At 59.1% G+C, this 23,137-nt stretch carries 19 protein-coding genes and 1 pseudogene; 14 read left to right on the top strand and 6 right to left on the bottom strand.

Going from position 1 to position 23,137, the window contains the following annotated elements; translation table 11 throughout:
- The first annotated feature begins 102 nt into the window (after positions 1-102).
- Both AC0L4F_RS13905 and AC0L4F_RS13900 read left to right on the top strand, forming a co-directional pair.
- Complete coding sequence (locus AC0L4F_RS13905; protein WP_244689222.1) at positions 103-1,017, top strand: LysR family transcriptional regulator; 915 nt, start codon at positions 103-105, stop codon at positions 1,015-1,017.
- A gap of 102 nt (positions 1,018-1,119) precedes the next feature.
- Positions 1,120-1,309: pseudogene (locus AC0L4F_RS13900) on the top strand (integrase core domain-containing protein); the annotation flags it as partial.
- A 98-nt stretch (positions 1,310-1,407) separates the two neighbouring features.
- Here AC0L4F_RS13900 and AC0L4F_RS13895 read toward each other — a convergent pair.
- From AC0L4F_RS13895 to AC0L4F_RS13880, 4 genes are all read right to left on the bottom strand, one after another.
- Positions 1,408-2,238: a GntR family transcriptional regulator gene (locus tag AC0L4F_RS13895; RefSeq protein ID WP_244689220.1), complete on the bottom strand. Its 831-nt coding sequence runs from the start codon at positions 2,236-2,238 to the stop codon at positions 1,408-1,410.
- Positions 2,239-2,560: 322 nt separating this feature from the next.
- Positions 2,561-3,316, bottom strand: a complete 756-nt coding sequence (locus AC0L4F_RS13890; RefSeq protein ID WP_244689217.1) for an ABC transporter ATP-binding protein — start codon at positions 3,314-3,316, stop codon at positions 2,561-2,563.
- Positions 3,316-4,134 carry an ABC transporter permease gene (locus AC0L4F_RS13885; RefSeq protein ID WP_244689215.1) on the bottom strand — a complete coding sequence of 273 codons (819 nt, stop codon included), beginning with the start codon at positions 4,132-4,134 and terminating at the stop codon, positions 3,316-3,318. Before AC0L4F_RS13885 ends, AC0L4F_RS13890 begins: the two co-directional genes overlap by 1 nt.
- Positions 4,135-4,280: 146 nt before the next feature.
- The gene (locus AC0L4F_RS13880; protein WP_244689213.1) at positions 4,281-5,318 is read right to left on the bottom strand and encodes an ABC transporter substrate-binding protein; all 1,038 of its coding nucleotides are present in this window, start codon (positions 5,316-5,318) and stop codon (positions 4,281-4,283) included.
- A gap of 222 nt (positions 5,319-5,540) precedes the next feature.
- Here AC0L4F_RS13880 and AC0L4F_RS13875 point away from each other — a divergent pair, with 222 nt between their 5' ends.
- The 12 genes from AC0L4F_RS13875 to AC0L4F_RS13820 all read left to right on the top strand — a co-directional run bounded on the left by AC0L4F_RS13875 (position 5,541) and on the right by AC0L4F_RS13820 (position 18,763).
- Positions 5,541-7,106, top strand: coding sequence for a sulfatase (locus tag AC0L4F_RS13875; protein WP_244689210.1), 1,566 nt, complete (start codon positions 5,541-5,543; stop codon positions 7,104-7,106).
- Positions 7,107-7,111: 5 nt separating this feature from the next.
- The gene (locus AC0L4F_RS13870; protein WP_244689208.1) at positions 7,112-9,064 is read left to right on the top strand and encodes an acetoacetate--CoA ligase; all 1,953 of its coding nucleotides are present in this window, start codon (positions 7,112-7,114) and stop codon (positions 9,062-9,064) included.
- On the top strand, positions 9,061-10,224 hold the full coding sequence (locus tag AC0L4F_RS13865) for a thiolase family protein (RefSeq protein WP_244689206.1): 1,164 nt from the start codon (positions 9,061-9,063) through the stop codon (positions 10,222-10,224). The genes AC0L4F_RS13870 and AC0L4F_RS13865 overlap by 4 nt, the downstream gene beginning before the upstream one ends.
- Positions 10,221-10,646: a Zn-ribbon domain-containing OB-fold protein gene (locus AC0L4F_RS13860; RefSeq protein WP_244689204.1), complete on the top strand. Its 426-nt coding sequence runs from the start codon at positions 10,221-10,223 to the stop codon at positions 10,644-10,646. The genes AC0L4F_RS13865 and AC0L4F_RS13860 overlap by 4 nt, the downstream gene beginning before the upstream one ends.
- Positions 10,643-11,095 carry a MaoC family dehydratase gene (locus AC0L4F_RS13855; protein WP_244689201.1) on the top strand — a complete coding sequence of 151 codons (453 nt, stop codon included), beginning with the start codon at positions 10,643-10,645 and terminating at the stop codon, positions 11,093-11,095. The genes AC0L4F_RS13860 and AC0L4F_RS13855 overlap by 4 nt, the downstream gene beginning before the upstream one ends.
- The gene (locus AC0L4F_RS13850) at positions 11,096-12,307 is read left to right on the top strand and encodes an MFS transporter (protein ID WP_244689199.1); all 1,212 of its coding nucleotides are present in this window, start codon (positions 11,096-11,098) and stop codon (positions 12,305-12,307) included.
- Between the two features lie 14 nt (positions 12,308-12,321).
- Complete coding sequence (locus tag AC0L4F_RS13845) at positions 12,322-12,975, top strand: class II aldolase/adducin family protein (RefSeq protein WP_244689197.1); 654 nt, start codon at positions 12,322-12,324, stop codon at positions 12,973-12,975.
- A 124-nt stretch (positions 12,976-13,099) separates the two neighbouring features.
- Positions 13,100-13,954: a carbohydrate kinase family protein gene (locus AC0L4F_RS13840; RefSeq protein WP_244689195.1), complete on the top strand. Its 855-nt coding sequence runs from the start codon at positions 13,100-13,102 to the stop codon at positions 13,952-13,954.
- The gene (locus AC0L4F_RS13835; protein ID WP_244689193.1) at positions 13,951-14,694 is read left to right on the top strand and encodes an SDR family NAD(P)-dependent oxidoreductase; all 744 of its coding nucleotides are present in this window, start codon (positions 13,951-13,953) and stop codon (positions 14,692-14,694) included. Before AC0L4F_RS13840 ends, AC0L4F_RS13835 begins: the two co-directional genes overlap by 4 nt.
- A 7-nt stretch (positions 14,695-14,701) precedes the next feature.
- Positions 14,702-16,138, top strand: a complete 1,437-nt coding sequence (locus tag AC0L4F_RS13830) for a flavin-containing monooxygenase (RefSeq protein ID WP_244689192.1) — start codon at positions 14,702-14,704, stop codon at positions 16,136-16,138.
- A gap of 26 nt (positions 16,139-16,164) precedes the next feature.
- Complete coding sequence (locus tag AC0L4F_RS13825) at positions 16,165-17,583, top strand: aldehyde dehydrogenase family protein (protein WP_244689189.1); 1,419 nt, start codon at positions 16,165-16,167, stop codon at positions 17,581-17,583.
- A gap of 4 nt (positions 17,584-17,587) precedes the next feature.
- Positions 17,588-18,763, top strand: coding sequence for an acetyl-CoA C-acetyltransferase (locus tag AC0L4F_RS13820; protein ID WP_244689187.1), 1,176 nt, complete (start codon positions 17,588-17,590; stop codon positions 18,761-18,763).
- Between the two features lie 295 nt (positions 18,764-19,058).
- On the opposite strand, the gene AC0L4F_RS13815 is transcribed toward AC0L4F_RS13820, so the two are convergent.
- Together AC0L4F_RS13815 and AC0L4F_RS13810 are read right to left on the bottom strand one after the other, a co-directional pair.
- Entirely contained in the window at positions 19,059-21,626 is a 2,568-nt protein-coding gene (locus tag AC0L4F_RS13815) for a DUF4214 domain-containing protein (protein WP_244689185.1), read from the bottom strand.
- Positions 21,626-23,128, bottom strand: a complete 1,503-nt coding sequence (locus AC0L4F_RS13810) for a calcium-binding protein (protein WP_244689183.1) — start codon at positions 23,126-23,128, stop codon at positions 21,626-21,628. Before AC0L4F_RS13810 ends, AC0L4F_RS13815 begins: the two co-directional genes overlap by 1 nt.
- Between the last annotated feature and the right edge of the window lie 9 nt (positions 23,129-23,137).

Raw genomic sequence — 23,137 nt, 5'->3', positions numbered from 1 at the left:
ATCCCTATTTCATGGTCAAAGCAGTGTTGAGTTGACCGTAGGGCTTCTAAAGCATCAGTAAAATAGCTATGAGTTAATCTTCATATCGAAGGATTAGATGTATTGAATTTCGCAAATTCAGATCTAAGATCACTGGCCGTCTTTCGCGCGGTTGTTGAACGGGGCGGTTTTGTGGGGGCGCAGGCGGAGCTTGGCATGTCTCAATCGACGGTCAGCTTCCATATGAAGGCCCTGGAAACGCGCCTTGGGTTTACATTGTGTGAACGCGGTCGTGGCGGGTTTCGCCTGACGGAACGCGGGAAGCTTGTTCATCAGAAATCTACAGAACTCTTCATTGCCCTTAACGACTTTGAAGGCGAGATTGGCAGCTTGAGAGATCGGGTGGTTGGCACCCTACGGCTGGGTATTATCGACAACACCTTATCTTTTGATGGCCTTCCGTTGCCAAGGATCATCAATCGGCTGCGCAGACTGGCCCCTGAAGCTGAGATCCAGATTTCTGTGGATGACCCTCAGGTGCTGGCGGCCGATGTTTCAAGCGGGAATATTGATGTGGCCATCATGCCGCAAACACGGCCTGTCGCCGGTGTGAAAATGTCCAAACTCTATGTCGAACGGCACTCGTTATATTGCGCGAAGGGTCATGTGCTGTTTGATGTCCCGGATCGTGAAATCTCTGAAAGCTTGGTGGCAAATCAAACCTTCGTTGCCCGCAACTACGGGAATTTGATCGAACTGGATCGCTTCCCAAATGCGCATGTCGGTACCTTGGCAGATCATATGGAAGTGCAGGCCATGTTCATTCTTTCAGGGGACTACATCGGATACCTTCCCGACCACTTTGTGATGGATCGCCTGGACCGTGGCAATTTGAGATGCCTACTGGGTGAGGAGGCGGTACTGAATTCTCAGTTCGTCCTCGCGACCCGGATCGGTCGGCGCTCAACCGGGTTGATGGATCTGTTTGTACGAGAGTTGGTAGGATCGCTGTCAGAAGTGTACCATCGTGCCACGTGAGGGCGCGTAAGTGCGCGATGAGGAACTCGCTTGGAATAAGTTTCCTTCGTGAAAACAGGGCGCCGCATTTTGCAGTTTGGGTTTACACCAGACCTCGGATACAGGGCAGCGGACAACATCTTTATCGAACGGCTCTGGCGCACGCTGAAAATACGAGTGTGTCTACTTGCATGCCTGCGAGGCAGGTTCGGAGACAAAGGCGGCCATCCGGAAGTGGATGACCTTCTATAACCACCAGCGCCCTCATTCAGCCCTGGGCGGCGAGCTTCCGGCGCTGGCACTGCCGAAATAGACCGGGATGCACTGTCCCATCAGACTGAGCCGAACTTACAAGTGCGCCAATGCCATCACCGAGTGGCACATAGCTTTATTGGGCGGCTTTTTCCGAGGTCAGTTCGACACCGATATGTGTATCCGCGCGGCCTGGCTGTTATAGAAAGCGCGGTAATATTCCAGTGGCGTGCCGTCGTTTTCATACCCGACGGATTCAATCCAAATAAGCGGTTTGTCGGCGGAAATGTCCATTTTTTCGCACACATCCGCGTTGGGCATGGCGGCTGAGAACCAGCGCTCTGCCCTGACCAGTTGCCGTTGATACATCTCTTGAACCATGCCGAGAACAGATCGCCCTTCCAGATCGGTTTTTTCGAAACCCGGCACTTTCTCTGCTGGAAAGGAAATATTGGTATAGGTAATCGGCTCTTCGTCGACCCAGAAAACACGGGACACCCGGACGACCTCGGCCGTGTCGCCCAGTTGCAAAGCGGCACGTTCCTCGTCGTTGGCAAGGGATTTTGCCAGCTCGAAAGTGCGGGTGCGGATTTTGGCCCCACGCGCGATCATGTCATCAAACAGGCTGACGTTCGAGGTGACAAAGCTGCTTTCGCGGGGTGGTTTGCCGACGAACATGCCCTTGCGCGGCAGTTTGTTGACCAGACCGCGGGCCGCCAGGGCGCTGATGGCGCTGCGCACCACTGGCCGGGATACATTGAAAATGTCGCAGAGGGCGGATTCAGAGGGTATGCGGGATTCCGGTGCCAGCTTGCCGCTGAGGATCAGGTTTTCCAATTGGTCGCTCAACTGGGTCCACAGCGGAGAGGTGACTTCGCGCGACAATACGATCCGGCTGACCTCACGCCGGAATGCTGCGGTTGCAAGTCCGTCCGATTGTTCGAAGCTGGGGCGACCTGAGCGGCCCGATTTGGTATTTGGTCTGCTCACATTCAACCGGTGTCCGTCCTATTCGTCCAGGAGACTGAGAAAGACGCTGCGCGGTGCAGCGGCGCGATGATCTTATGCGTTCAGGATTGAGACGTCCACGCGATCTTGCCGGAAAGGGGCGGTAACGGTGTTTATCGGTGCGGGCGAAAACAAATTTACGGCGCGATGCTTTTATTTCGCCGGTCTTGGAGTTGCTGTCAGGGCGTGAGCCAATTTAAACCCGGCGCCGCATTTGCTGAAGCGCCGGGGCAGTTTTTCGCGGCCATGCAAGTTTGGTGCCATAACCAGATACATTGGAACAGCACTGCACGTGGCGCAGTTTTTAATGTTCAAGCATCGCCCAGAGACGGCGTTTGATCGCAAGGAAATCGTCGGTCAGGCGCATGTCATTGGTACGCGGCCGGGGCAGGGACACCTCTTCGATATGATGAACGCGGCCGGGGCGCGCGGACATGACGATGATCTTGTCGGCCAGGAAAATCGCCTCTTCCAGATCATGTGTTACGAAGACGACGGTTTTGCGGGTCGCTGACCAGGTTTCAAGCAGGTCGGACTGCATCCGTTCCTTGGTTTGCGCGTCAAGCGCGCCAAACGGTTCGTCCATCAACAGCACGTCGGGGTCGTTGGCATAGACGCGCCCGATGTCGACCCGTTTGCGCATACCGCCGGACAATTCGCGGGGCCAGCGATCCTCAAACCCGGTCAATCCGACCATGCGGATCCACTTTTCCTCGATTTCGGCCTGCTCTGCCCGGCTGGCGCCGCGCAGGCGCGGACCATAACTGACGTTGCGCGCGACGGTCATCCAGGGGAAAACCGCATCCTGTTGGAACACCATGCCCCGGCGACGGTCGGTGCCTTGGATGACTTCGCCGTCCAGTGTCATCTGCCCGTCGGAGGGATCGAACAGGCCCGCCATCATCTTGAGCAATGTGGACTTGCCACAGCCAGAGGTGCCGACAATGGCGTTGAAGCTGCCGGATTCCAGTTTCAGGTTGATACCGTCCAGCACCGTCAGCGGTGACGCGCTGCCCTTGCCGAACGTGTGGGTTAGATTGTCTACTACGATTTCCGACATTATTCGCGAGCCTCCGACCAAACCATGAGACGCGCCTGAATCTTCCTGAAAGCTCGGTCCATCAAGAAGGCGCAGGCGCCGATTATTACGATGATCATCATCACCTGATCCGTCAGGAAGTAGCGCCGCCCCTCCTGCAGCAGGAAGCCAAGACCGTTTTGCGCCGCAATCAGTTCGGATGCGACAAGCGTGGTCCAGGCCGCGCCAAGAGCGATGCGATAGCCGGTGATGATAAAGGGGGTTGCCGCGGGCACGGCGACGGTCCGAAAGACCTGCAACCGGGTTGCGCCCATGGTTGATGCGGCATCAACATAGACTTGTGGCACGTTCTTCATGCCCGCGATCACGTTGACAACGCAGACCATGAAGCAGGCAATCGTGATGATCAGAATGCGGCTGAATTCGCCAATGCCAAACCAGATGATGATGATTGGGATATAGGCAAGCGGCGGGATCGGGCGCACCGCTTCGATCAGCGGGTCAAACAGGTATTCCGCAACTTTGTACCAGCCGATCAGACAGCCGATCAGGACCGCCAAACTGGTGCCAATGAAGAAGCCCATGATGACCCGGAACAGACTGGCCCCAAGTGCGGTGGCCAAATTTCCGCTGGCGACATTGGTAAAGAATGCACCGACAATGTCCCGGATCGGGGGCAGCAGGGCAGGGTTGTTGTTGGGCAGGTTCGTAATCCAGACATAGGCGAGAATGACCGTGGCCACCGATGCTGCCCCCAGCACCAGCCGACCCGACAATCGGTTTTTCAATCCGCGTAGTGGCATGATTGTGTCCCGTGGCAATGTTTCTGTTTTATCCATAGCTCAGATCCACTTGTGGGTTCGATCCGCAAACGGCGCTTTGCACAGCATGGCACCGAAACAGCGGATGGGCACGCCGGAATTTCCGGACGCCCGTGCAGGATCAGGCAGGGCGCTCACCGCCACTGCCTGTGTCGTGACCTTTTTCAGAGTTGACGGACAATCTGGTCCGAGACGAGCGCATCGAGATCGGGAATGCCGCCGATACGGTCGTTCGCAACCAGGAATTCCGACTGCACCTGAAGCGATTTCTTCAGTTGGCCAGAGGCATAGACGTCTTTGATTTCGTCCGTGTCGAAGTAGAAATAGCTGTTCAACAGCGGTTCGACATCTGATGCGGTGACGCCTGCCCGTCCGATCCCGGATTGCCATGCCACCATACGGTCGATGACTGTGGCGTTGTCATTGCGCAGCATCGGTACGGCTTCCCGATGGAAGGCGCCAACAACCTGCTTCAGCGCGTCTTCCTTGGCATCCATTGTCTGTTGGGTCGTCATCAGGACGTCCATGATGCTTGGCCGGGTGGCCAGCGGCAGTTTCAGCCCGTCGACGATCAGGCTGGCATCTGGCAGTGCGTCAAAGATAAGTTTGCGCGAGGTTGCCAGTGGGACATTGGCATCGACCGCCCCGGCGACCAACGCGGCCTGGCCGTCGATTGGCTCCATGTTGATTCGGTTGAGCGGCATGTCTTCAAGACCCTCGGCCTTGAGCACGGTATCGAGGAAGAAATCAAAGTTGGAGCCGGACGTGACGGCAATCCGCTTGCCCTCAAGATCGGCCAAGGTATTGATTCCCTTGCGTCCAACCACGGTGAACAGCCCGCTGGCATCCCCACAGACCGAGATTTCACGGAAATCGGCGACCTTGCGGTGCATCGCTGCGAGCGGCGGCACGGACCCCACTGTGATGGCGTCAACCGACCGGCCCACCATCGCTTCGATCGCGGGCGGCCCCGAAGGAAAGACGCTGAAATTCATGTCGATTCCGGGCGCCATACCCTGATCCTGGATCAGCCAGTAAAGGCCGAAGGAATAGGCGGGGATGATGCCGATATTCAGGGTCTCATTGGCGGCATGCGCCTTGCCCGCAAAGAATGTAGGCGCGGCAAGTGTGGTGGCTGCGGCGGCAACGCCGGTGCGCAAAAGACTGCGGCGGCTGATGTAGCTGTTTCTGGAATTCGTCATTCGGATTCTCCTCCCGTGATCCTCATTGGCCAGCGTCCATCGACGCCGAATAAATCTGAGTATAACCAGATCTTTTTTCTTTTCAAACATAAAATTCTTGTATATCACCGGATCATGGATTTCTGGACATAATCAGATGTGGCCAGAAAGAACGCTAGCCCTCCCGCGTATCGCGCGCCGCCAAAGGCGCAGCGGGCGGGGGCAACCGGGGAGAGAGAACTCATGAATATCATCCTGATTCTGGTAGACAGCCTGAACAAGGAAGCGCTGCGGTGCTACAATCCCAAGACGCGCTGCCGGACGCCCAATATTGATGCTCTGGCCGATCGCGCCTGTGTCTTCGACAATCATTATATCGGCAGCCTGCCGTGCATGCCCGCCCGCCGCGAGATCTTTACCGGGCGCAAGGAATTCATGTGGCGTCCCTGGGGCCCGCTTGAGGTGTTCGACCCGCGCCTGCCGCGCGAAGTGCAGGCCCAAGGGTACAACACGGGCATGGTCACCGATCACTACCATTATTGGGAGGAGACGGCGAACGGTTACATCCAAGGATTCCAGTCGCTTGAAATGATCCGTGGCCACGAGACAGACTTTCACCGCTTGCCCGACACCAAAGGCGACGTGCCAAAATGGGTCGAGAAGATGAGCGAGCACCGCTCACCTTACCACATGCGGCAATACTATGAGAATATTAAGGAATTTGGCGGCGAAGAGGATTTCTTCCCGGCCAAGACCTTCTCGGCCGCGGCGGATTGGCTTGATCGGTATTCGGATCGCGGGCCGTTCTTCCTTCAGGTTGAGACCTTTGATGTGCACGAGCCGTTTCATGTGCCCGAGCCCTATGCCTCGATGTACACCGACGGTATCGAGGGCACGGCGGACGACCACAACATCTGGCCGCCCTATCAGGTTTACGACGACCTTGATGCCTTTATGGAGCAAGCCACGCCAGAAGAGCTCGCCTATCTGAAGGCGCAATATTACGGCAAGACCACGATGGTCGACAAATGGATGGGCGTGCTTCTCGACAAGCTTGGGGAAAAGGGGCTGTGGGAAGACACGCTGGTGATCTTTACCACCGATCACGGTCACGATCTGGGTGAGCGCGGGCATTTCGGCAAGCAATATCCACATTACGACAGCCACGCGAATATTCCGATGATCGTCTGGCACCCCGGTGCCGAAAACGGCGGCCGTCGGATTCCCGAAATCACGCAAACCGTCGATATCTTTTCGACCATCATCGAGGCGTCGGGCGGCACACCGCCGGACAGCACGCGCCATTCCCGGAGCTTCCTGCCGATTCTGGAACGCCGTGAAGCCATCCGAGACGAAGCAATCTATGGCACGTTCGGGCAGGGGGCCTGTATCTCGGATGGGGATTGGACGCTGTTCAAATCGCCCGAGAAGGGCAAGGTGCTGAACACCTATTCGACCATGATCACCCGGCCTTTGCTGGTGGATAATCCGATTGACGGGCGGGTGGGCGCATTGCCGCCAGAACCTGAGGCGACCGGAAAATATGATCCGACCGTAGAGTATCCGATGTGGAAAACGCCGATCACCATTGATCCGCGGACCTATGAAAACTTCCTGTTCAACCGGGCCGAAGATCCCGAGCAGCTGACAAACCTTTGGGAGACCCAGCCCGAGCAGCGTGACCGTCTGCTACGCTTGCTTCGCCTGCGGCTGGATGAAGAAGGCTATCCAGAGGAACAGATGGACCGATTGGGTCTGACCTCGGTCGCGCCGGCGGCTGCGGCCCCTGTTGCGGTTCCGGCGGAGTAGTGGTGATGCCGGATACAGATATTCTATGGACACCCCCCGCCGAAGCATCCACGCAAACGGCACTGGCGAAATTCGCCCGTGCCAACGGGTTTGATCCGGCGGATTACGAGGGGCTTCACCGTTGGTCGGTCTCGGACCTTGGCGCATTTTGGTCGGCGCTGTGGGACTTCTGCGGTGTTATGGGCGACAAGGGCGAAACAGCCTTTGTGCCTGACGATGCCGCATGGATGACCGGCGCACAGTTTTTCCCGCAGGCCCGTTTGAATTTGGCCGAAAACCTGTTGAAGGGTGAGCCAGGCGATATCGCCGTCTATTCATCCGACGAGCTGGGCGCAGTGACATCGTTGACCCGTGGGGCGTTGCGCGCAGAGGTCGGGCGGGTCGCAGCGGGCCTGCGTGCGGCGGGTGTTGTGGCCGGGGATCGGGTTGCCGGCGTGATGCCAAATACCGCAGACGGTTTGGTGGCTTTGCTTGCCAGCCTTAGCATCGGTGCGGTCTGGACATCATGTTCGCCCGATTTCGGAACCGCCGCGATTGTGGACCGGATCGGGCAGGTCGAGCCAAAGGTTCTCTTTGCTGCGCCGACCTATCGCTACGGTGGTCGGATGCATGACATTGCCGGGCGGATCGCCGAGGTTCTGGCGCAAGTGCCTGAAATCAAGACCCTTGTGATTAGCGGCGAAGGCGAAATGGCCGATGCCACAGCAACCGCTTTTGCCGATTTCGGTGCAGGCGAGGGCGATATGGAGCCGGATTTCACAAGGCTGCCTTTCGATCATCCGGCCTATATCCTTTACACATCCGGCACGACAGGCGCGCCAAAGGCCATTGTCCATCGCGCCGGCGGCGTGCTGATGCAGCACCTCAAAGAACACGTGTTGCACGGCGATGTGCGTCCGCAGGATCGCGTGTTCTGGTACACAAATACCGCTTGGATGATGTATCACTGGATGGTTTCCGCGTTGGGTGCGGGGGCGGCTGTGGTTCTGTATGATGGCGCGCCGATCCTGAAGACGGCAGATGGGCTTGACCCCGCGCCGCTTTGGAAATTGGCCGAGCAGGTCAAGGTTACGCATTTCGGCACCAGCCCGAAATACCTCGCCACGCTGGAGGCCGAGGAATACCACCCCGGCGCACGTCATGACCTGTCGTCGCTCCGGTCGTTGATGGTGTGCGGTGCGCCCTGTCTGCCGCATCAGTTCGACTGGGCGTATGACGCGGTCAAACGGGACATGATGTTTGCGTCGATCTCTGGCGGCACCGAAATTCTTGGGTGCTTTCTGATTGGCTCTCCCTTGCATCCGGTGCGGCGCGGCAAGCTGACAGTGCCGGCGCTTGGCCATGCCATAGCCGTATTCGACGACCGTGACGCGCCGGTTGTCGGGCGTCGGGGCGAATTGGTGTGCACAGAGCCGTTTCCCTCCATGCCGCTGACGTTTTGGGGCGAAGGCGGCGACACGCGGTATCGCGACACCTATTTCGGGGATCGCCGCGAAGTTTGGACACATGGCGACGTGGCAGAGATCCGGCCCTTGGGTGGTGCAATTGTTCACGGTCGATCAGACAACACGCTAAAGCCCGGCGGCGTTCGTATCGGAATTTCCGAAATCTATGCGGTGTGTGAACGCCAGCGCGCCCTGGAAGACTTTCTTGTCTTCGGCGCGGCGCATGAGGGTGATGAAGAGGTTGTTCTTGCGCTCAAACCGGTGCCGGGGGTTGCAATCAACGCGGAACTTGTTGCTCAGCTGCGCACACAAATCCGCGCCGAAGCCTCGCCCCGCCATGTTCCGGCACGGGTCCATGTGGTGGCCGATATTCCCTATACAATCAACGGCAAGCGCGTTGAGGGGGCGGCGCGCACCGCGCTGGCCGGAGGGGTGGTGAAAAACCTGAGTTCTCTTGCCAATCCCGAATGTCTTGACGAATACCGCGCGCTGGACAGGGAGGCATCGCTATGAGGCACCTGTCCCCGCGTGCCGCAATCAGCGGCATAGGAGAGCTGACGCCGCAGCGCCGCACAGAAGATGTCGCGACGATGGATATGCTCATGCGCGTATCGGCGGAGGCGATTGCCGATGCCGGACTTGCGCCGTCCGAGGTTGACGGGCTTCTGGTCGGTCCGCAGGTCGGCGAAACACCGCAGCATGTGCCCGCAGCCGTGGCCGAATATTTCGGGATGCAGCCGACGATGGCCAATATGGTCGATCTGGGCGGAGCCTCTGGCCCTGGCATGATCTGGCGCGCGGCGGCGGCGATTGCGGCGGGTCAGTGCGAGACCGTGCTTTGCGTTCTGGGCAATCATCGCAATCCGGTTGCGCCACGGTCGCCAAATCGAAACCCTGCGCGTGAATTCGACACGCCGTTCGGGGCGTCGGGGGCCAACACATCCTATGCGCTGCTGATGCAGGCCCATATGGCCCGCTACGGATGTAAGCCCGAAGACTATGCCGCCCTGGCCGCTGGATCGCGAGCAAATGCTCAATTTAACCCGGCGGCTATTTTCCATGGTGCTCCGGCCAGTGTTGACGATGTTCTGGCCTCGCCGATGATCGCCTCACCTCTGCATTTGTTTGAAATCGTCATGCCGGTGGCCGGCGGTGAAGCGGTGATTGTCACCACAGCCGAACGCGCCGCCAAGGGGCCGCACCGTTCCGTGCATCTGTTGGGTGCGGGTGAAAAGGTCACCCACCGTGCGGTCAGCCAAGCGCCGGATCTTACCTCGGGGCCGTTGAAGCCCTCCATTGCCCGCGCGTTGGGGCAGGCGGGGATGGACGTGGCTCAGGTGGATTTTCTGAGCTTTTACGACTGCTACACCATCATGCTGGCCGCCACGATTGAAGACGCCGGTCTTTGCGCACCGGGGAAATTCGGGCAGTGGCTGCGGGACAATGGCGGCATGGGATCGGATGCGCGTCAGCCGATCAACACACATGGCGGGCAGCTTGGCTTTGGTCAACCCGATCTGGCGGGTGGCATGACACATGTGGTGGAGGCCGTGCGCCAGATCCGGGGTGACACGCCCGGACGACAGATCGCCGGGTGCAACACCGCTTTGGTCACCGGCAACGGCGCCACGATGAGCGAAGCCGTGGCATTGGTTCTTGGAGGCGCGTCATGAACGATCTTGCACAACTCAAGGTTCCCGGTCCGATTTACGAACCGTTGAACGCCCATTTCTGGCAAGGCGCGGCAGATGGCGTGTTGAAGATCCAGAACTGTGTCGATTGCGGCGCTTATGTTTTCTACCCGCGTCCGATTTGCCCGCACTGCTGGGCCGATGCGCTGACCTGGGTGCGGGCAAGCGGGGCCGCGACGCTGAAAAGTTTTTCGGTCATTCACAAGCCGGGGCATCCCGGTTGGGCGCCGGTGGCCCCCTATGTTGTCGGGCTTGTTGAGCTGGCCGAAGGGCCAACGATGCTCAGCCATATCCTGACCAATGCACGGACGCCGACGGTCGGTGCAACGCTGGCTTTTGCCCCCACAGATATTGGTGGCCGCGTGCTGCCTTGTTTCACACTGTCCGAGGAGATCAATCAATGAGCACCACAGGAAAAGACGGCTGGGCCAATGTGACGGCAGGCAAGCCCGCAGTCGGCCAAAAGTCCGAGCGTAGCCGGACCACCGAGATGGGCGATATTCATGCCTTTACCGCGATGACCGGTGATCGCAACCCGGTGCATTATGACGAGGCGCTGGCCAAGAAAACGCCCTTTGGCAAACTGATTGTGCAGGGCGGTGTCACGACCGGGATTCTCAATGCCTGCGTTGCCGAAGACCTGCCCGGACCGGGCACGGTGTTTTTGAACACCAACCTCAATTTCCGCAAGGCCGTCGGCGTTGGCGAAAAGATCACCGGACGGGTCGAAGTGACCTCGGTTCGGGGTGACAAGCCGATTTGCGAACTTGCGGTTTCGGTTGTCGATGCGGCCGGAGACATCTGTGTCGAGGGCAGTGCCACGACCTATACCATGCCGCTCGAAGGTCTGTAAGTGACCGGCGCCCACACCGATAAGTGGCGCGCTTTGGCGCTGACGGGATTGGCTGTTGTTTTGTCGATGACCACCTGGTTTTCGGCAACGGCAATCATCCCCGAGCTTAGCAAAAGCTGGTCCCTGACCCCGGCAGAGGCGGCTTGGCTGACAAACGGCGTGCAGGCGGGGTTTGTTCTTGGGGCATTGGCATCAAGTGTGATGTCGCTGGCGGATGTCTGGCCCATGACGCGGTTGATGACCGGGGCGGCCATACTGGCGGCGCTGGCAAATGCGGTGTTGTTGCTGGAGCCGGGGATCACGGGTGCCGTTACGGCCCGTTTCGTCACCGGGGTGGCGCTTGCCGGGATTTATCCCCCCGCGCTCAAGTTCATTGCCACCTGGTTTGTGCAGGGCCGTGGTCTTGCCATGGGGACTTTGGTGGGCGCGCTGACGCTTGGATCGGCGCTGCCACATCTGGTGCGGGCGCTTGGGGCGACATTTCCGTGGCAGGGCGTTCTGATCGTCAGCAGCCTTGCGACGGTCGGCGCGGCGGTCGTGTTCGCAACGGCACTGCGCGAGGGGCCGCATGGTTTCGCGCGGGCGCGTGTTGATCTGCGCCAGATCGGGGCAATCCTGCGCAATCGTCCGGTGATGCTGGCGAACCTTGGGTACTTTGGCCACATGTGGGAGCTCTACGCCATGTGGGGCTGGTTTCTGGCCTATGCCACGGCGGCAAATGCTGCTGGATCCTGGTCGCTCAATGCGTCGTTGCTGGCCTTTGCGGTGGTCGCAATGGGGGCACCGGGGTGCGTTCTGGCAGGGGCATTGGCCGACCGGATCGGGCGCTGCGCTACAACAGCCCTGGCGATGGCCATTTCAGGCAGTTGCGCGCTTTTGATCGGGTTTCTGTTTGATGCGCCGACATGGATGTTTTTGACCGTCGCGCTGATCTGGGGGCTGACCATCGTGGCCGACAGTGCGCAATTTTCGGCCGCCGTGACCGAGTTGTCAGATCAGGCACAGGTCGGGGCCGGGCTGGCGTTTCAGATGGGCGTGGGTTTCGCGATCACAATTTTCACAATTTGGCTTTTGCCCGTGGTGGCAGACGCTTTTGGCGGGTGGCGCTGGACGTTTCTGGTGCTTGTGCCCGGTCCGGTCATCGGGCTGGCCGCCATGCTTATCCTTCGCAACCAGCCAGAGGCGGCGCGGCTTGCGGGCGGCAAACGATAACGGGAGGACACGGAATGCTGGACAATCGAAACGAAGACGACAAACGGCAGGAAATCATAGATTGCTGTCGGAAAATGAATGCCTCGGGGCTGAACCAGGGCACGTCTGGCAATGTAAGCCTGCGTCACGGTGACGGGCTTCTTATCACGCCGACAAGCCGCCCCTACGACAGCCTGACGCCCGAGGATATTGTCTATCTCGATATGGATGGCACGCCGCATGGACCGTGGAAACCGTCCAGCGAATGGCGCTTTCACCGCGATATTCTGGCCGCGCGCCCGGAAGAAAACGCAGTGCTGCACGCTCATCCGACCTTTTGCACCACGCTGGCAATCATGGGCCGGGACATTCCGCCGCTGCATTACATGGTTGCGGTGTTCGGCGGGCCGGATATCCGCTGTGCGCCCTATGCGATTTACGGATCGGCGGAACTGTCCCGTCTGGCGCTGCAAGCCATGGAAGGGCGCAAGGCCTGTCTTCTGGCGCACCACGGCATGATCGCGGCGGGCAGTGATCTGGCTCAGGCGTTCTGGCTGGCGGAAGAACTGGAAACCCTTGCGCGGCAATACCACGGCTGTCTGCAATTGGGCGAACCGCCACTTCTGAGCGACCAACAAATTCAAGACGTTATCGACAAGATCTCTGGCTACGGCCTGAGCGACGCATAATGGAGGACGACAGAATGCCAACTTATGATTTCAGCGCCGTCGGCTTTTTGGTGCTTGATGTGCTTGGCCGCTATGCGGACGAACTTCCGCCCCCGGCGGGGCCACATTCATTGACGAAATTACCATGACCGTGGCCGGAACCGCCGGCGCGACTGCGGTGGATTGCGCAATCCTCGGGCTGAATGGCCAGATTGCGGCGCGCATCGGACGCGACGCCATGGGCGATTTTCTGGCAGCAGACATGGCAAAATACGGTCTGAACCTTGATCTGCTTCAGCGCGATGATACCGAGCAGACCTCTTGCAGCATGTTGCCAATCCGGCCCAATGGCGCACGCGCGGCGTTCTTTGTGCCCGGCACCAGCAAGACCTTTCTGCCAACCGAGGAAGAGATCGCGCGCATTCTGGACGCAGGCATCATTCATCTTGGCGGCACTGGCTTTCTGGACGCCTTTGATGGCGCGGCATCGGTCGATCTGTTGAAACGTGCCAAAACGATGGGGCGTACAACCGTCTTTGACCTGATCCAGGCCAATGCCGAAACCGTCCCCAAGGTGCTGCCGCTGCTCCCGTATATCGACTATTTCGTGCCGTCGATCCACGAAGCCGCGGCGATGTCTGGCGAAACCGATCCCGCCGCTGTCGCGCGTTGGTTCAAGGCACGCGGGGTCAAGAACGCGATCCTGACGCTTGAGGGGGACGGGGTCTATGTCGATCCCGCCGAAGGGACACCGTTTCATCTGCCTTCGCACCGGATTGATGTGATCGACACCACCGGATGCGGGGACAGCTTTACCGCCGGCATCATCGTGGGGCTGGCCAAGGGCTGGTCGCTGCGCGAATGCGCCCGTTTTGCCAATACCGTTGCCGCCCATGTGGCGCTTGGCCTTGGCTCGCAGGGGCGGTTGACCTCATTCGACGACACTTGCGCCGCAATGGAAAATTGGCCGCTGCGCGAAACTTTGGGAGAAATGGCATGATGCTTGCAGGAAAAACCGCCTTCGTTACCGGGGCCTCGCGCGGAATTGGTGCGGCTGTTGCCGTTGGTCTGGCGGAAAACGGCGCCGATGTCGTGATCAGCGATCTGGAACGGCAGAATTCCGATTTGGAAAAGGTGCGTGACCGCATTGCGGCGACGGGTCAAAAGGCCCGCGTGCTGCATCTGGATGTCACCGACAAGGCCGCTGTCGAAGCGGCCGTGGCAGAAGCGGGGCAGATTGATATTCTGGTCAACAACGCCGGCATTCTGATCCCCAGCCGGTTGGAAGATCTGGACGAAAAGACCTGGGATGCGCATTTCGATGTGAACGCCAAGGGCGTGTTGCTTGTCACCAACGCCGTCTTGCCGCAGATGCGGGCGCGCAAGGCCGGACGGATCATCAACATCGCCTCAATCGCCGGGCGTCAGGGCGTGCCGACCCAAGGCCATTATGCCGCGACAAAGGCCGTCGACATCACGTTGACACGGGTTTACGCGCAAGAGGCGGGGATGGACGGTATCACCGTCAACGCGATCTGCCCCGGTATTATCCTGACCGAAATGGGCAAGGAAAACCTTGGCACGCAGGAGGCAATGGACCACTGGGCCAATGTGGCCGCCCTGAAACGTCTGGGTGATCCTGACGATATTGTCGGCCCAGCCGTCTTTTTCGCCTCGGATCAGTCGCGTTTTGTCACCGGTCAGGCGTTGAACGTCTGTGGTGGCATCTATTTCCACTGAGACCGTCATGGAAGAGGTCGCTATCATTGGTGCGGGGCCGGGCGGCATTGCCGCCGCCCGCTGGCTAAAGGCGCAAGGTTTTTGCCCGCGCATATTCGAAGCGCATGAGGCCCCCGGCGGGCAATGGGCGCATGACAATCCGGCCAGTGGTATCTGGCCGGGAATGGTCACAAATACCTTCGGTGAAGGCACCCGGTTTTCCGATCAACCCTGGCCCGAGGGCACGCCGCTGTTCCCGCATAATGCCCAGGTATTGGCCTATATGCGCCGCTACGCCGACGCGCATGGGCTGTTGGAGCGTGCAGAGTTCGGTTGCCGTTTGACGATGATGGAACAGACAGACGCGGGCTATGCCCTGACGTTTGTGCAGGGCGGCGAGGCGCGGACCGAAACCTTTGCCCGCGTTGTCATTGCCAGCGGCCGGTTCAATAAGCCGGTGATCCCGCCGATCCCCGAAGCCGAGGCGTTTACGGGTGAGTGTGGGATTGTTCACAGTTTTGATTACAAGAACCCGGACCTGTATCGCGGGCGTCATGTGATCGTAGCTGGCGGGTCGATCTCGGCGCTTGAGATTGCGTCCGACCTGTCGATGTTGGGGGCGGCCTCGGTCCGGCTGACGCAGCGGCGGCAACGCTATGTGAATCCGAAAATGGTCACGGGCGTTCCGTTGGAATATTTCGTCTTTACCTATGATCGCGCCGCGCTGTGCCTTGGCGATGACAAGGCTGCCTTGGCCGCGAATGACGAGGCTTTGGTCCATCGCATTGCCGGAGATCCAAGCCGTTACGGCGCCCCGAAACCACATGCGGATTTTGCCCGTGCCGGTGTGACGGGCTCTCAGCATTATCTGAATTTGGTGGCCGAAGGTCGCGTGAAACCGGTGCCGTGGATTGCCGGGATCGACGGCCGGTGTGTGACTTTTGAAGATGGGCAAAGTGTCGAGGCCGACGGGATCATCGCCGCCACGGGTTTTGCCCTGAACCTGCCGTTTCTGTCCGAACCGATGCGTCAGACGCTCGAAGTGACCGACAACGCGATCACGCTGGATGAATTCACCTTTCATCCCGATTTGCCGGGGCTCGCCTTTATGGGGCTTTGGTCACAAATGGGGTCTTATCCGGTACCGCTGGAACAACAGGCCCGGTTTTTGGCCTATACTTGGGGTGGTGTCGTTGCGCGTAGCGAAGCCGAAATGCGCGCGGGAATTGAGGCTTGTACGCACCAGGGCCATCACAGCGGCTATCGCCGCCAAAACGAAATGGCACTGCGTTTTGCACGGCTCTGCGGCACTGATCCGATGGGACAGGTTGCGGGCGACTTGATGGACCGTGTGCGCCAAAGCGCGACCACCGGGGTCATGTATCGCCTTGCCGGGCCGGATGCTTTGCCCGACGCGCGCGCCGAATTTGACGCTCAATTCGAACGCTACCGACCTGCGGTCTGACACCGCAGAATGAGGAGGATATCAAGATGACATACGACAGGTTCTATATTGGCGGCGCATGGGTTGCGCCACGTTCAACCGATACCCACGCATTGATCAACCCGGCAACCGAAGACAAGATCGCCGACATTCCCATGGCGGGCACCGATGATGTCGAGGCAGCGGTGGCTGCTGCTCGGGGGGCCTTTGACCGCTGGTCGCTGACGGAACCGGCGGAACGGCTGGCGCTTCTGCGGGGCCTGTTAGAGCTGTATAACGGTGCCTACGACGAGATCGCCGATCTGATGGTGACTGAGATGGGCACCACCCGCAGCTTTTCACAGAACGCACAGGCGGCTGTGGGGCGGATGCATCTTGAGGCGGCGATAGACGCGCTGGAAGGCGAGCGTTTTGAAGAGATGCGCGGCTCTACCCTGATCTCGAAAGAGCCGATTGGCGTTTGCGCGCTTATTACGCCTTGGAACTGGCCGATGAACCAATTGGTGGTCAAGGTGGCCCCGGCCTTGGCGGCGGGCTGTACCGTGATCGCCAAACCGTCCGAATTTTCGCCGCTGTCGTCGCTGCGTTTTGCCGAACTGGTGCATGAGGCTGGTTTCCCACCCGGCGTCTACAATCATCTGACCGGATACGGCCATATCGCAGGCGAGGCGCTGTCGCGTCATGCAGAGGTTGATATGGTGTCGATCACCGGGTCCACCCGCGCCGGAATTGCCGTGGCAAAAACCGCGGCAGAGACCGTCAAGCGCGTCGCGCAGGAATTGGGCGGAAAGTCTGCCAATCTGATACTGCCCGACGCCGATCTTGCCCGCGCGGTGCGCGAAGGGGTTGATGCCTGTTTCGTCAACTGCGGTCAGGCGTGCCGTGCCCCGGCGCGGATGTTGGTGCCACATGACCGGATGGCCGAAGCGCGCGATGTCGCACGTCAAGCGGCAGAGGCCCATAGTGTCGGTGACCCAATGACCGATGTGGCGCTTGGCCCCGTTGTCAACGCCGCACAGTTTGATCGAATTCAGTCGTTGATTGCGGCGGGTATCGACGAAGGCGCAACACTTGTCGCAGGGGGGCTGGGGCGGCCAGAGGGGCTGAGCCGGGGGTATTTTGTCCGGCCAACGGTCTTTGCCGATGTGACAAATGACATGACCATCGCCCGCGAAGAGGTGTTTGGCCCGGTTCTGACGATCATCGGCTACGACACCGAAGAGGATGCAATCCGCATCGCCAATGACTTAATCTATGGGTTGTCGGGATACATTCAGACGCCTGATCTGGAACGGGCGCGGCGCATTGCGCGGCGGCTTCGGGTTGGGTCAATCTGGATCAATGGCGCGGATTGGGATGCCCGTGCCCCATTCGGCGGCTACAAGCAATCCGGCAACGGGCGCGAACATGGCGAATGGGGCCTGCACGACTATCTGGAGATCAAGTCAACCGCTGGCTGGGCCTGAACCGATGGAACAGGTGTACATCTCTGCGGCCAAACGCTCGCCAATTGGTAAGCTGAATGGCGCCTTTACCGGACTGTCGGCCGCGGACATCAACGCTCAGGTCATTCGCGCGCTTCTGGCAGAGACCGGACTGGACGCGGGCGCATTGGACGAGGTGTTGCTGGGGCAGGTTCTGATTGGCGGCGCCGGTCAGAACCCGGCGCGGCAGGCCGCGATGGGTGCCGGCATTCCCGTCGATGTGCCAGCGGTCACGCTGAACATGGTGTGCGGCGCGGGGCAAAAGTCGATCCATATGGCCGCACAGGCGATCAAGGCAGGTGATGCCGGATTGATCCTTGCTGGCGGTCAGGATTCGATGACGTCGGCCCCGCATTTCATGCATATCCGCAGCCCCCAAAAGATGGGGGATGCAACGGCGCGGGACATGATGCTGACCGATGGGTTGTGGGATGTGTTCAATGACATCCATATGGGTGCGACAGTTGAACAACTGGCGGCGCGGTATCAGGTGACCCGGGAAGAGCAGGACGCATTTGCGCTGCTGTCGCAGAAAAAGGCCGCCACTGCGATCCGGGCGGGCCATTTCGCGCAGGAAATCGCGCCGGTGGTGGTGCCCGCCAAAGGCGGTGACCGGACCATTTCCGCTGACGAACACCCCCGCCCGGATGTATCGGCACAGGATCTTGCGGCCATGCGACCGGTTTTTGACCCCGAAGGCACCCTGACCGTTGGCAATTCGTCCGGGCTCAACGATGGGTCTGCGGCATTATTGGTGGGCAGCGAGCGGCGCTTGCGGGAGGTCGACCAGCCACCGTTGGCCCGCATCGCATCCTATGCCTCGGCGGCGCTGGACCCGATGGACATGGGGTTGGGACCGGCATTGGCCGCGCGAAAGGCATTGGATTTGGCCGGATGGCGTGCGGCGGATCTGGACGTCATTGAGTTGAACGAGGCCTTTGCCGCCCAGGCGATCGCGGTGAACCGCGAGATCGGTTGGGATGACAGCAAGATCAACCCAAATGGTGGGGCCATCGCGCTTGGTCATCCTCTGGCCGGATCCGGGGCGCGCATCGTTGTCACGCTTTTGCATCAGATGAAGCGAACCGGGGCAAAAAAGGGCCTTGCCGCGCTTTGCATCGGAGGCGGCCAAGGCGTTGCGATCTGTCTGGAAACCTGTTGAGGCCCTTGTGGGGCTAATGATTCAGGCCAGGCGCGACCGCGCGCTTTGCGGGGTGGCTGGCGACGTCGCAGGGTGCGGGCAATCATTGAATTGAAGTTGATGGTCCAGCGCAGGATGGGCGCATACGAAACGCCAACGCCCCGTTCGAGCATTACTCTCCAATCTCGCGCTGGTTCAAGTTGCGCCCATTCGATCCCTCCGAACGGGGTGTTGCTTGGTAACTCCAACCAACTCGGTCCGGATCGAATGGGCGGCCTGTTGAAAACCCACAACTAGAGGCTCGTGTTTAAGGGTGTCACATCAGGAACATGTCGTCCGTAATGTCACTCAACGTCGTGTTACGGAACGTGATTTCTGTGCCCTGATCCATGAACACCAGGTCAGCACCGGTTTGTGTCATATTGGCACGCGCCGCGTCTGCATCGGCGTAGCCGAAACCATTGAGGTCGATGTAATCCCAGGCTTCAAGATCGGCGACTGTCGTGCTGCTCGCGTCTGCGCTGTTGAACACAAAGACATCTGCGAATTGCCCACCTGCGACGACATTGGTGCCCGGGCCCGCATCAATCGTGTCATCGACACCTTGGGCGCGCATCCATGCTTTCAGCGCCGCTTTCGTCTCTTGGTTGAACTGCGGGCTTTGCGAGAAGCCCAACACCACTTCGGCACGGCTGGCACCATTGGCCAATTCACCGGTCCAACGCGCCAGACCGGCGGCGTCGGGCGTATCGTTGTCCAGCACATTGCTATAGAGCAGCCTGACAAAGGCTTCGTCCGTGAGGTTTTGATAGGTCGCCTGGAATTCCGGCGAAGCGACAAAGCCTTCGGCGACCTCCAGCAGGGTGCGTTCGCCGCTGGCAATGCGCCCGGTCCAATTGGTCTGGCCCATGTAGTCGGGCGCGCGGTCAAGCGTTGCCTGATAGAGCCGGTACACATCGTCCGACCAGGTGGAGCTTAGGCTTTGCGCAGCAAAGCCGTTGGCCGCGGCCTGCGTTTCGTTGATGAACTGCGGGCTTTGCGAGAAGCCCAACACCACATCGGCGCGGCTGGCGCCATTGGCCAAATCGCCGGTCCAACGCGCCAGACCCGTCGCGTCGGGCGTATCGTTGTCCAACACATTGCTATAGAGCAGCCTGACAAAGGCTTCGTCCGTCAGGTTCTGATAGGTCGCCTGAAATTCCGGCGAGCGGACAAAGCCTTCGGTGGCCTGTTGCAACGTGCGTTCGCCGCTGGCGATCCGCCCGGACCAGGCCGCATGGCCACCCGCATCGGGCATCCGGTCCAGTGTCGCCTGATACAGCCGATAGACCTGATTGGCGATGGCGTTGCCATAATAGGCCGCGGCCTGGCCATCACCAAAGACAAAGTCATCATTGTTGTTGCCAAAGAGCCGGTCGAACCCACCGCCGCCAACAACGAGGTCATTGCCGGCCAGCCCTTCGATCACCTCGTGATTTTCGGTGCCAATAATACTATCTGCCTGGGGCGTTCCGGTGGTGTTGACACGTCCAGGGATTTCACTTGTTTCAGTTGAGGTCACTGACTCGGAGGTGCCCTGAGCGTCAGTGTAGCTGACACGGACCGAAATTCTGGCCCCTGTATCAGCATCGACCAATTGATAGGACTTCGAGGTCGCATCCTGAATGGCCACACCGTCCCGCAACCATTGATAGTCAAACGAACCGATGCCGTCGGCATCAGCAAGGGTCGAGGACGGGGTCAAAATGCCCCCCTCGATCGCCACGCCGTTGATTGTGACGCGACCAGTGGGCGCGTCGTTGACATTTTCCACCGGCGGTGTCGTGGCGCTTACCAATGTCTCGGCGCTGCCAAAATCGTCGTTAAAGCTGATGCGGACCGATATTTCGGAAGTGACATCGGACTGGGTCAGCACATGGGTTGGGCCAGTGGCGCCATTGATCGGGGCGCCATCGCGCAGCCATTGGAATTGAACCGCGGTCGGATCAAAACCATCAATGTCGGAAACGCCTGAAATATCTGCCGTCAGGGTTTCGTCTTCGCGCGCGGTTCCGGTGACCAGAACTTCGCCACTTGCCGGATCATTGACGTTTTGCACCAGACCTGTCGGCGTACTTGTCACCGTTTCAATCCGGTTGAAATCGTCGGAATAGCTGATGCGGGCGGTGATCCGGGCACCAACATCGTCCTGGTCCAGACCATAGTTGCCGCCCGTTGCGCCGTTGACCTCAACACCGTCGCGAAGCCATTGGATCATGACGCTGTCCCGGTCGAGGCCGTCCAGATCGCCCAGAGTCGAAATGTCGTAGGTAATGACATTTCCCTGCACTGCCGGAGCGGCCCCTATGAGCGTGACCGCGCCGGTTGTGGCGAAATTCACGGGCACGTTATTGAATGTCACGCTAGAGCCATCGCCAAGGGTCATGACGCGATCGCCATTGCCGTTTTCGGAAATCGTGATCGCGCCGATTTCATCTTCGCTCAAAGCGGACAGGTCAATAATATCGGTGCCAAAATTGAAATCGGTGATGGTGTCATTGCCCGACCCGAGGGTCACGACAAACGTATCGACATCGTTGCCACCGGTCAGCTCGTCATTGCCCGCGCCGCCGTTTATCGTGTCCGTCCCTGTCGAGCCATTTAGCGTATCGTCACCGCCATTGCCGTTGAGCAGGTCATCGCCAGCACCACCGCTGACGTCCTCACCTTCATCCGACCCCTCAAAGGTGTCATCGCCTCCTTCCAGCAAAAATTTATCCGGCGCAATGATTTCTGTCAGGCCGCGAAGGTCAAAGAAATTGGCATCGTCCGTTCCGGAATACCTAGTGCCATTCATATTCAGAGTTTCGATCGACACTTCCGATGTCGTGGAGACACCGTCCATCAGATAGGTAACTGTCGCCCCAAGAAATAATTCTCGAACTCCGGTCTAAAAGAGCCAGACAGAGTGTCTTCGCCTGCGCCGCCAAGAAAAACATCGTTCACATCTACTGCGAATTCCTCAAGCACCAAGAGATCATCGCCCGCGCCGCCGTTTATCGTGTCCGTCCCTGTCGAGCCATTTAGCGTATCGTCACCGCCATTGCCGTTGAGCAGGTCATCGCCAGCACCACCGCTGACGTCCTCACCTTCATCCGACCCCTCAAAGGTGTCATCGCCTGCTTCCAGCCAAAATTTTTCCGGCGCAATGATTTCTGTCAGGCCGCGAAGGTCAAAGAAATTGGCATTGTCCGTTCCGGAATACCTAGTGTCATTCATATTCAGGGTTTCGATCGACACTTCCGATGTCGTGGAGACACCGTCCATCAGATAGGTAACAGTCGCCCCAAGAAATAAATTCTCGAACTCCGGTATAAAAGAGCCAGACAGAGTGTCTTCGCCTGCGCCGCCAAGAAAAACATCGTTCACATCTACTGCGAATTCCTCAAGCACCAAGAGGTCATCGCCCGCGCCGCCGTTTATCGTGTCCGTCCCTGTCGAGCCATTTAGCGTATCGTCACCGCCATTGCCGTTGAGCAGGTCATCGCCAGCACCACCGCTGACGTCCTCACCTTCATCCGACCCCTCAAAGGTGTCATCGCCTCCTTCCAGCCAAAATTTTTCCGGCGCAATGATTTCTGTCAGGCCGCGAAGGTCAAAGAAATTGGCATCGTCCGTTCCGGAGAACGCGGTGCCGTTCATATCCAGAAACTCTATGGACACCGGAACTGTGTAGGTCGTTCCATCGTAAGAATAGCTCGTTTCCGAGCCTAAATTGAGGTTCAAAAACTCAGGAGAAAACCCGGATTCCAGAGTATCCTGACCCTCACTTCCGATGAACACATCGTCAACGGCTTCGGCGAAGTCCTCAATCTGAAGCAAATCATTGCCCGGCCCACCGATCAGGGTGTCATCACCGGTACCGCCATGCAAAAGGTCGATGGCGTCATTGTCATCCAACAGCGTTTCACCCGTTGCAAGAAGACTGTCGCCGAACAGAATATCGTCACCTTCGCCGCCATATAGGCTGTCGTTCTGTTGTCCCCCGATCAGGGTGTCGTCACCCTCTTCCCCGAAAATTTGGTCGTCGTTTTGGTTGCCCCCGAGATAGTCCCGACCACTGCCGCCATAAATGGTATCTTTGCCATCTATTTCATTGAATGTTCCCGGCAAATAAAGTGGTTGGCCTTCGGTACTGTTCACTCCATCCGCAAGCCCGGCTTCACCACCCCAAATGACATCAGGCCCATCGTTGCCGCGAATATAGTCCGCGCCCGCCCCGCCGCTGATCGAATCGCCACCTTGCCACCCTTCAATCCAGTCGTCGCCGCCGAAGCCGGAAATGATGTCCGGCGCAATTGTACCGTCAAGCCAGTTGCCGTTGCCGTCGCCATTAACTGTGGCCATAAGAATCAC

This window comes from Marinovum sp. J2-8 (assembly GCF_055808435.1).
The sequence above is the reverse complement of the archived record's forward strand: the minus strand, read 5'-3'. Positions and strand labels throughout refer to the sequence as shown.

Bases quoted from the DNA above. Each gene is read 5' to 3' on its own strand.
- AC0L4F_RS13815 (WP_244689185.1), bottom strand. From the start codon at position 21,626: ATGGACGGTGTCTCCACGACATCGGAAGTGTCGATCGAAACTCTGAAT.
- AC0L4F_RS13845 (WP_244689197.1), top strand. From the start codon at position 12,322: ATGCTGGACAATCGAAACGAAGACGACAAACGGCAGGAAATCATAGAT.
- AC0L4F_RS13875 (WP_244689210.1), top strand. From the start codon at position 5,541: ATGAATATCATCCTGATTCTGGTAGACAGCCTGAACAAGGAAGCGCTG.
- AC0L4F_RS13860 (WP_244689204.1), top strand. From the start codon at position 10,221: ATGAACGATCTTGCACAACTCAAGGTTCCCGGTCCGATTTACGAACCG.
- AC0L4F_RS13835 (WP_244689193.1), top strand. From the start codon at position 13,951: ATGATGCTTGCAGGAAAAACCGCCTTCGTTACCGGGGCCTCGCGCGGA.
- AC0L4F_RS13880 (WP_244689213.1), bottom strand. From the start codon at position 5,318: ATGACGAATTCCAGAAACAGCTACATCAGCCGCCGCAGTCTTTTGCGC.
- AC0L4F_RS13885 (WP_244689215.1), bottom strand. From the start codon at position 4,134: ATGGATAAAACAGAAACATTGCCACGGGACACAATCATGCCACTACGC.
- AC0L4F_RS13865 (WP_244689206.1), top strand. From the start codon at position 9,061: ATGAGGCACCTGTCCCCGCGTGCCGCAATCAGCGGCATAGGAGAGCTG.
- AC0L4F_RS13825 (WP_244689189.1), top strand. From the start codon at position 16,165: ATGACATACGACAGGTTCTATATTGGCGGCGCATGGGTTGCGCCACGT.
- AC0L4F_RS13820 (WP_244689187.1), top strand. From the start codon at position 17,588: ATGGAACAGGTGTACATCTCTGCGGCCAAACGCTCGCCAATTGGTAAG.
- AC0L4F_RS13810 (WP_244689183.1), bottom strand. From the start codon at position 23,128: ATGGCCACAGTTAATGGCGACGGCAACGGCAACTGGCTTGACGGTACA.
- AC0L4F_RS13840 (WP_244689195.1), top strand. From the start codon at position 13,100: ATGACCGTGGCCGGAACCGCCGGCGCGACTGCGGTGGATTGCGCAATC.
- AC0L4F_RS13830 (WP_244689192.1), top strand. From the start codon at position 14,702: ATGGAAGAGGTCGCTATCATTGGTGCGGGGCCGGGCGGCATTGCCGCC.
- AC0L4F_RS13855 (WP_244689201.1), top strand. From the start codon at position 10,643: ATGAGCACCACAGGAAAAGACGGCTGGGCCAATGTGACGGCAGGCAAG.
- AC0L4F_RS13870 (WP_244689208.1), top strand. From the start codon at position 7,112: ATGCCGGATACAGATATTCTATGGACACCCCCCGCCGAAGCATCCACG.
- AC0L4F_RS13890 (WP_244689217.1), bottom strand. From the start codon at position 3,316: ATGTCGGAAATCGTAGTAGACAATCTAACCCACACGTTCGGCAAGGGC.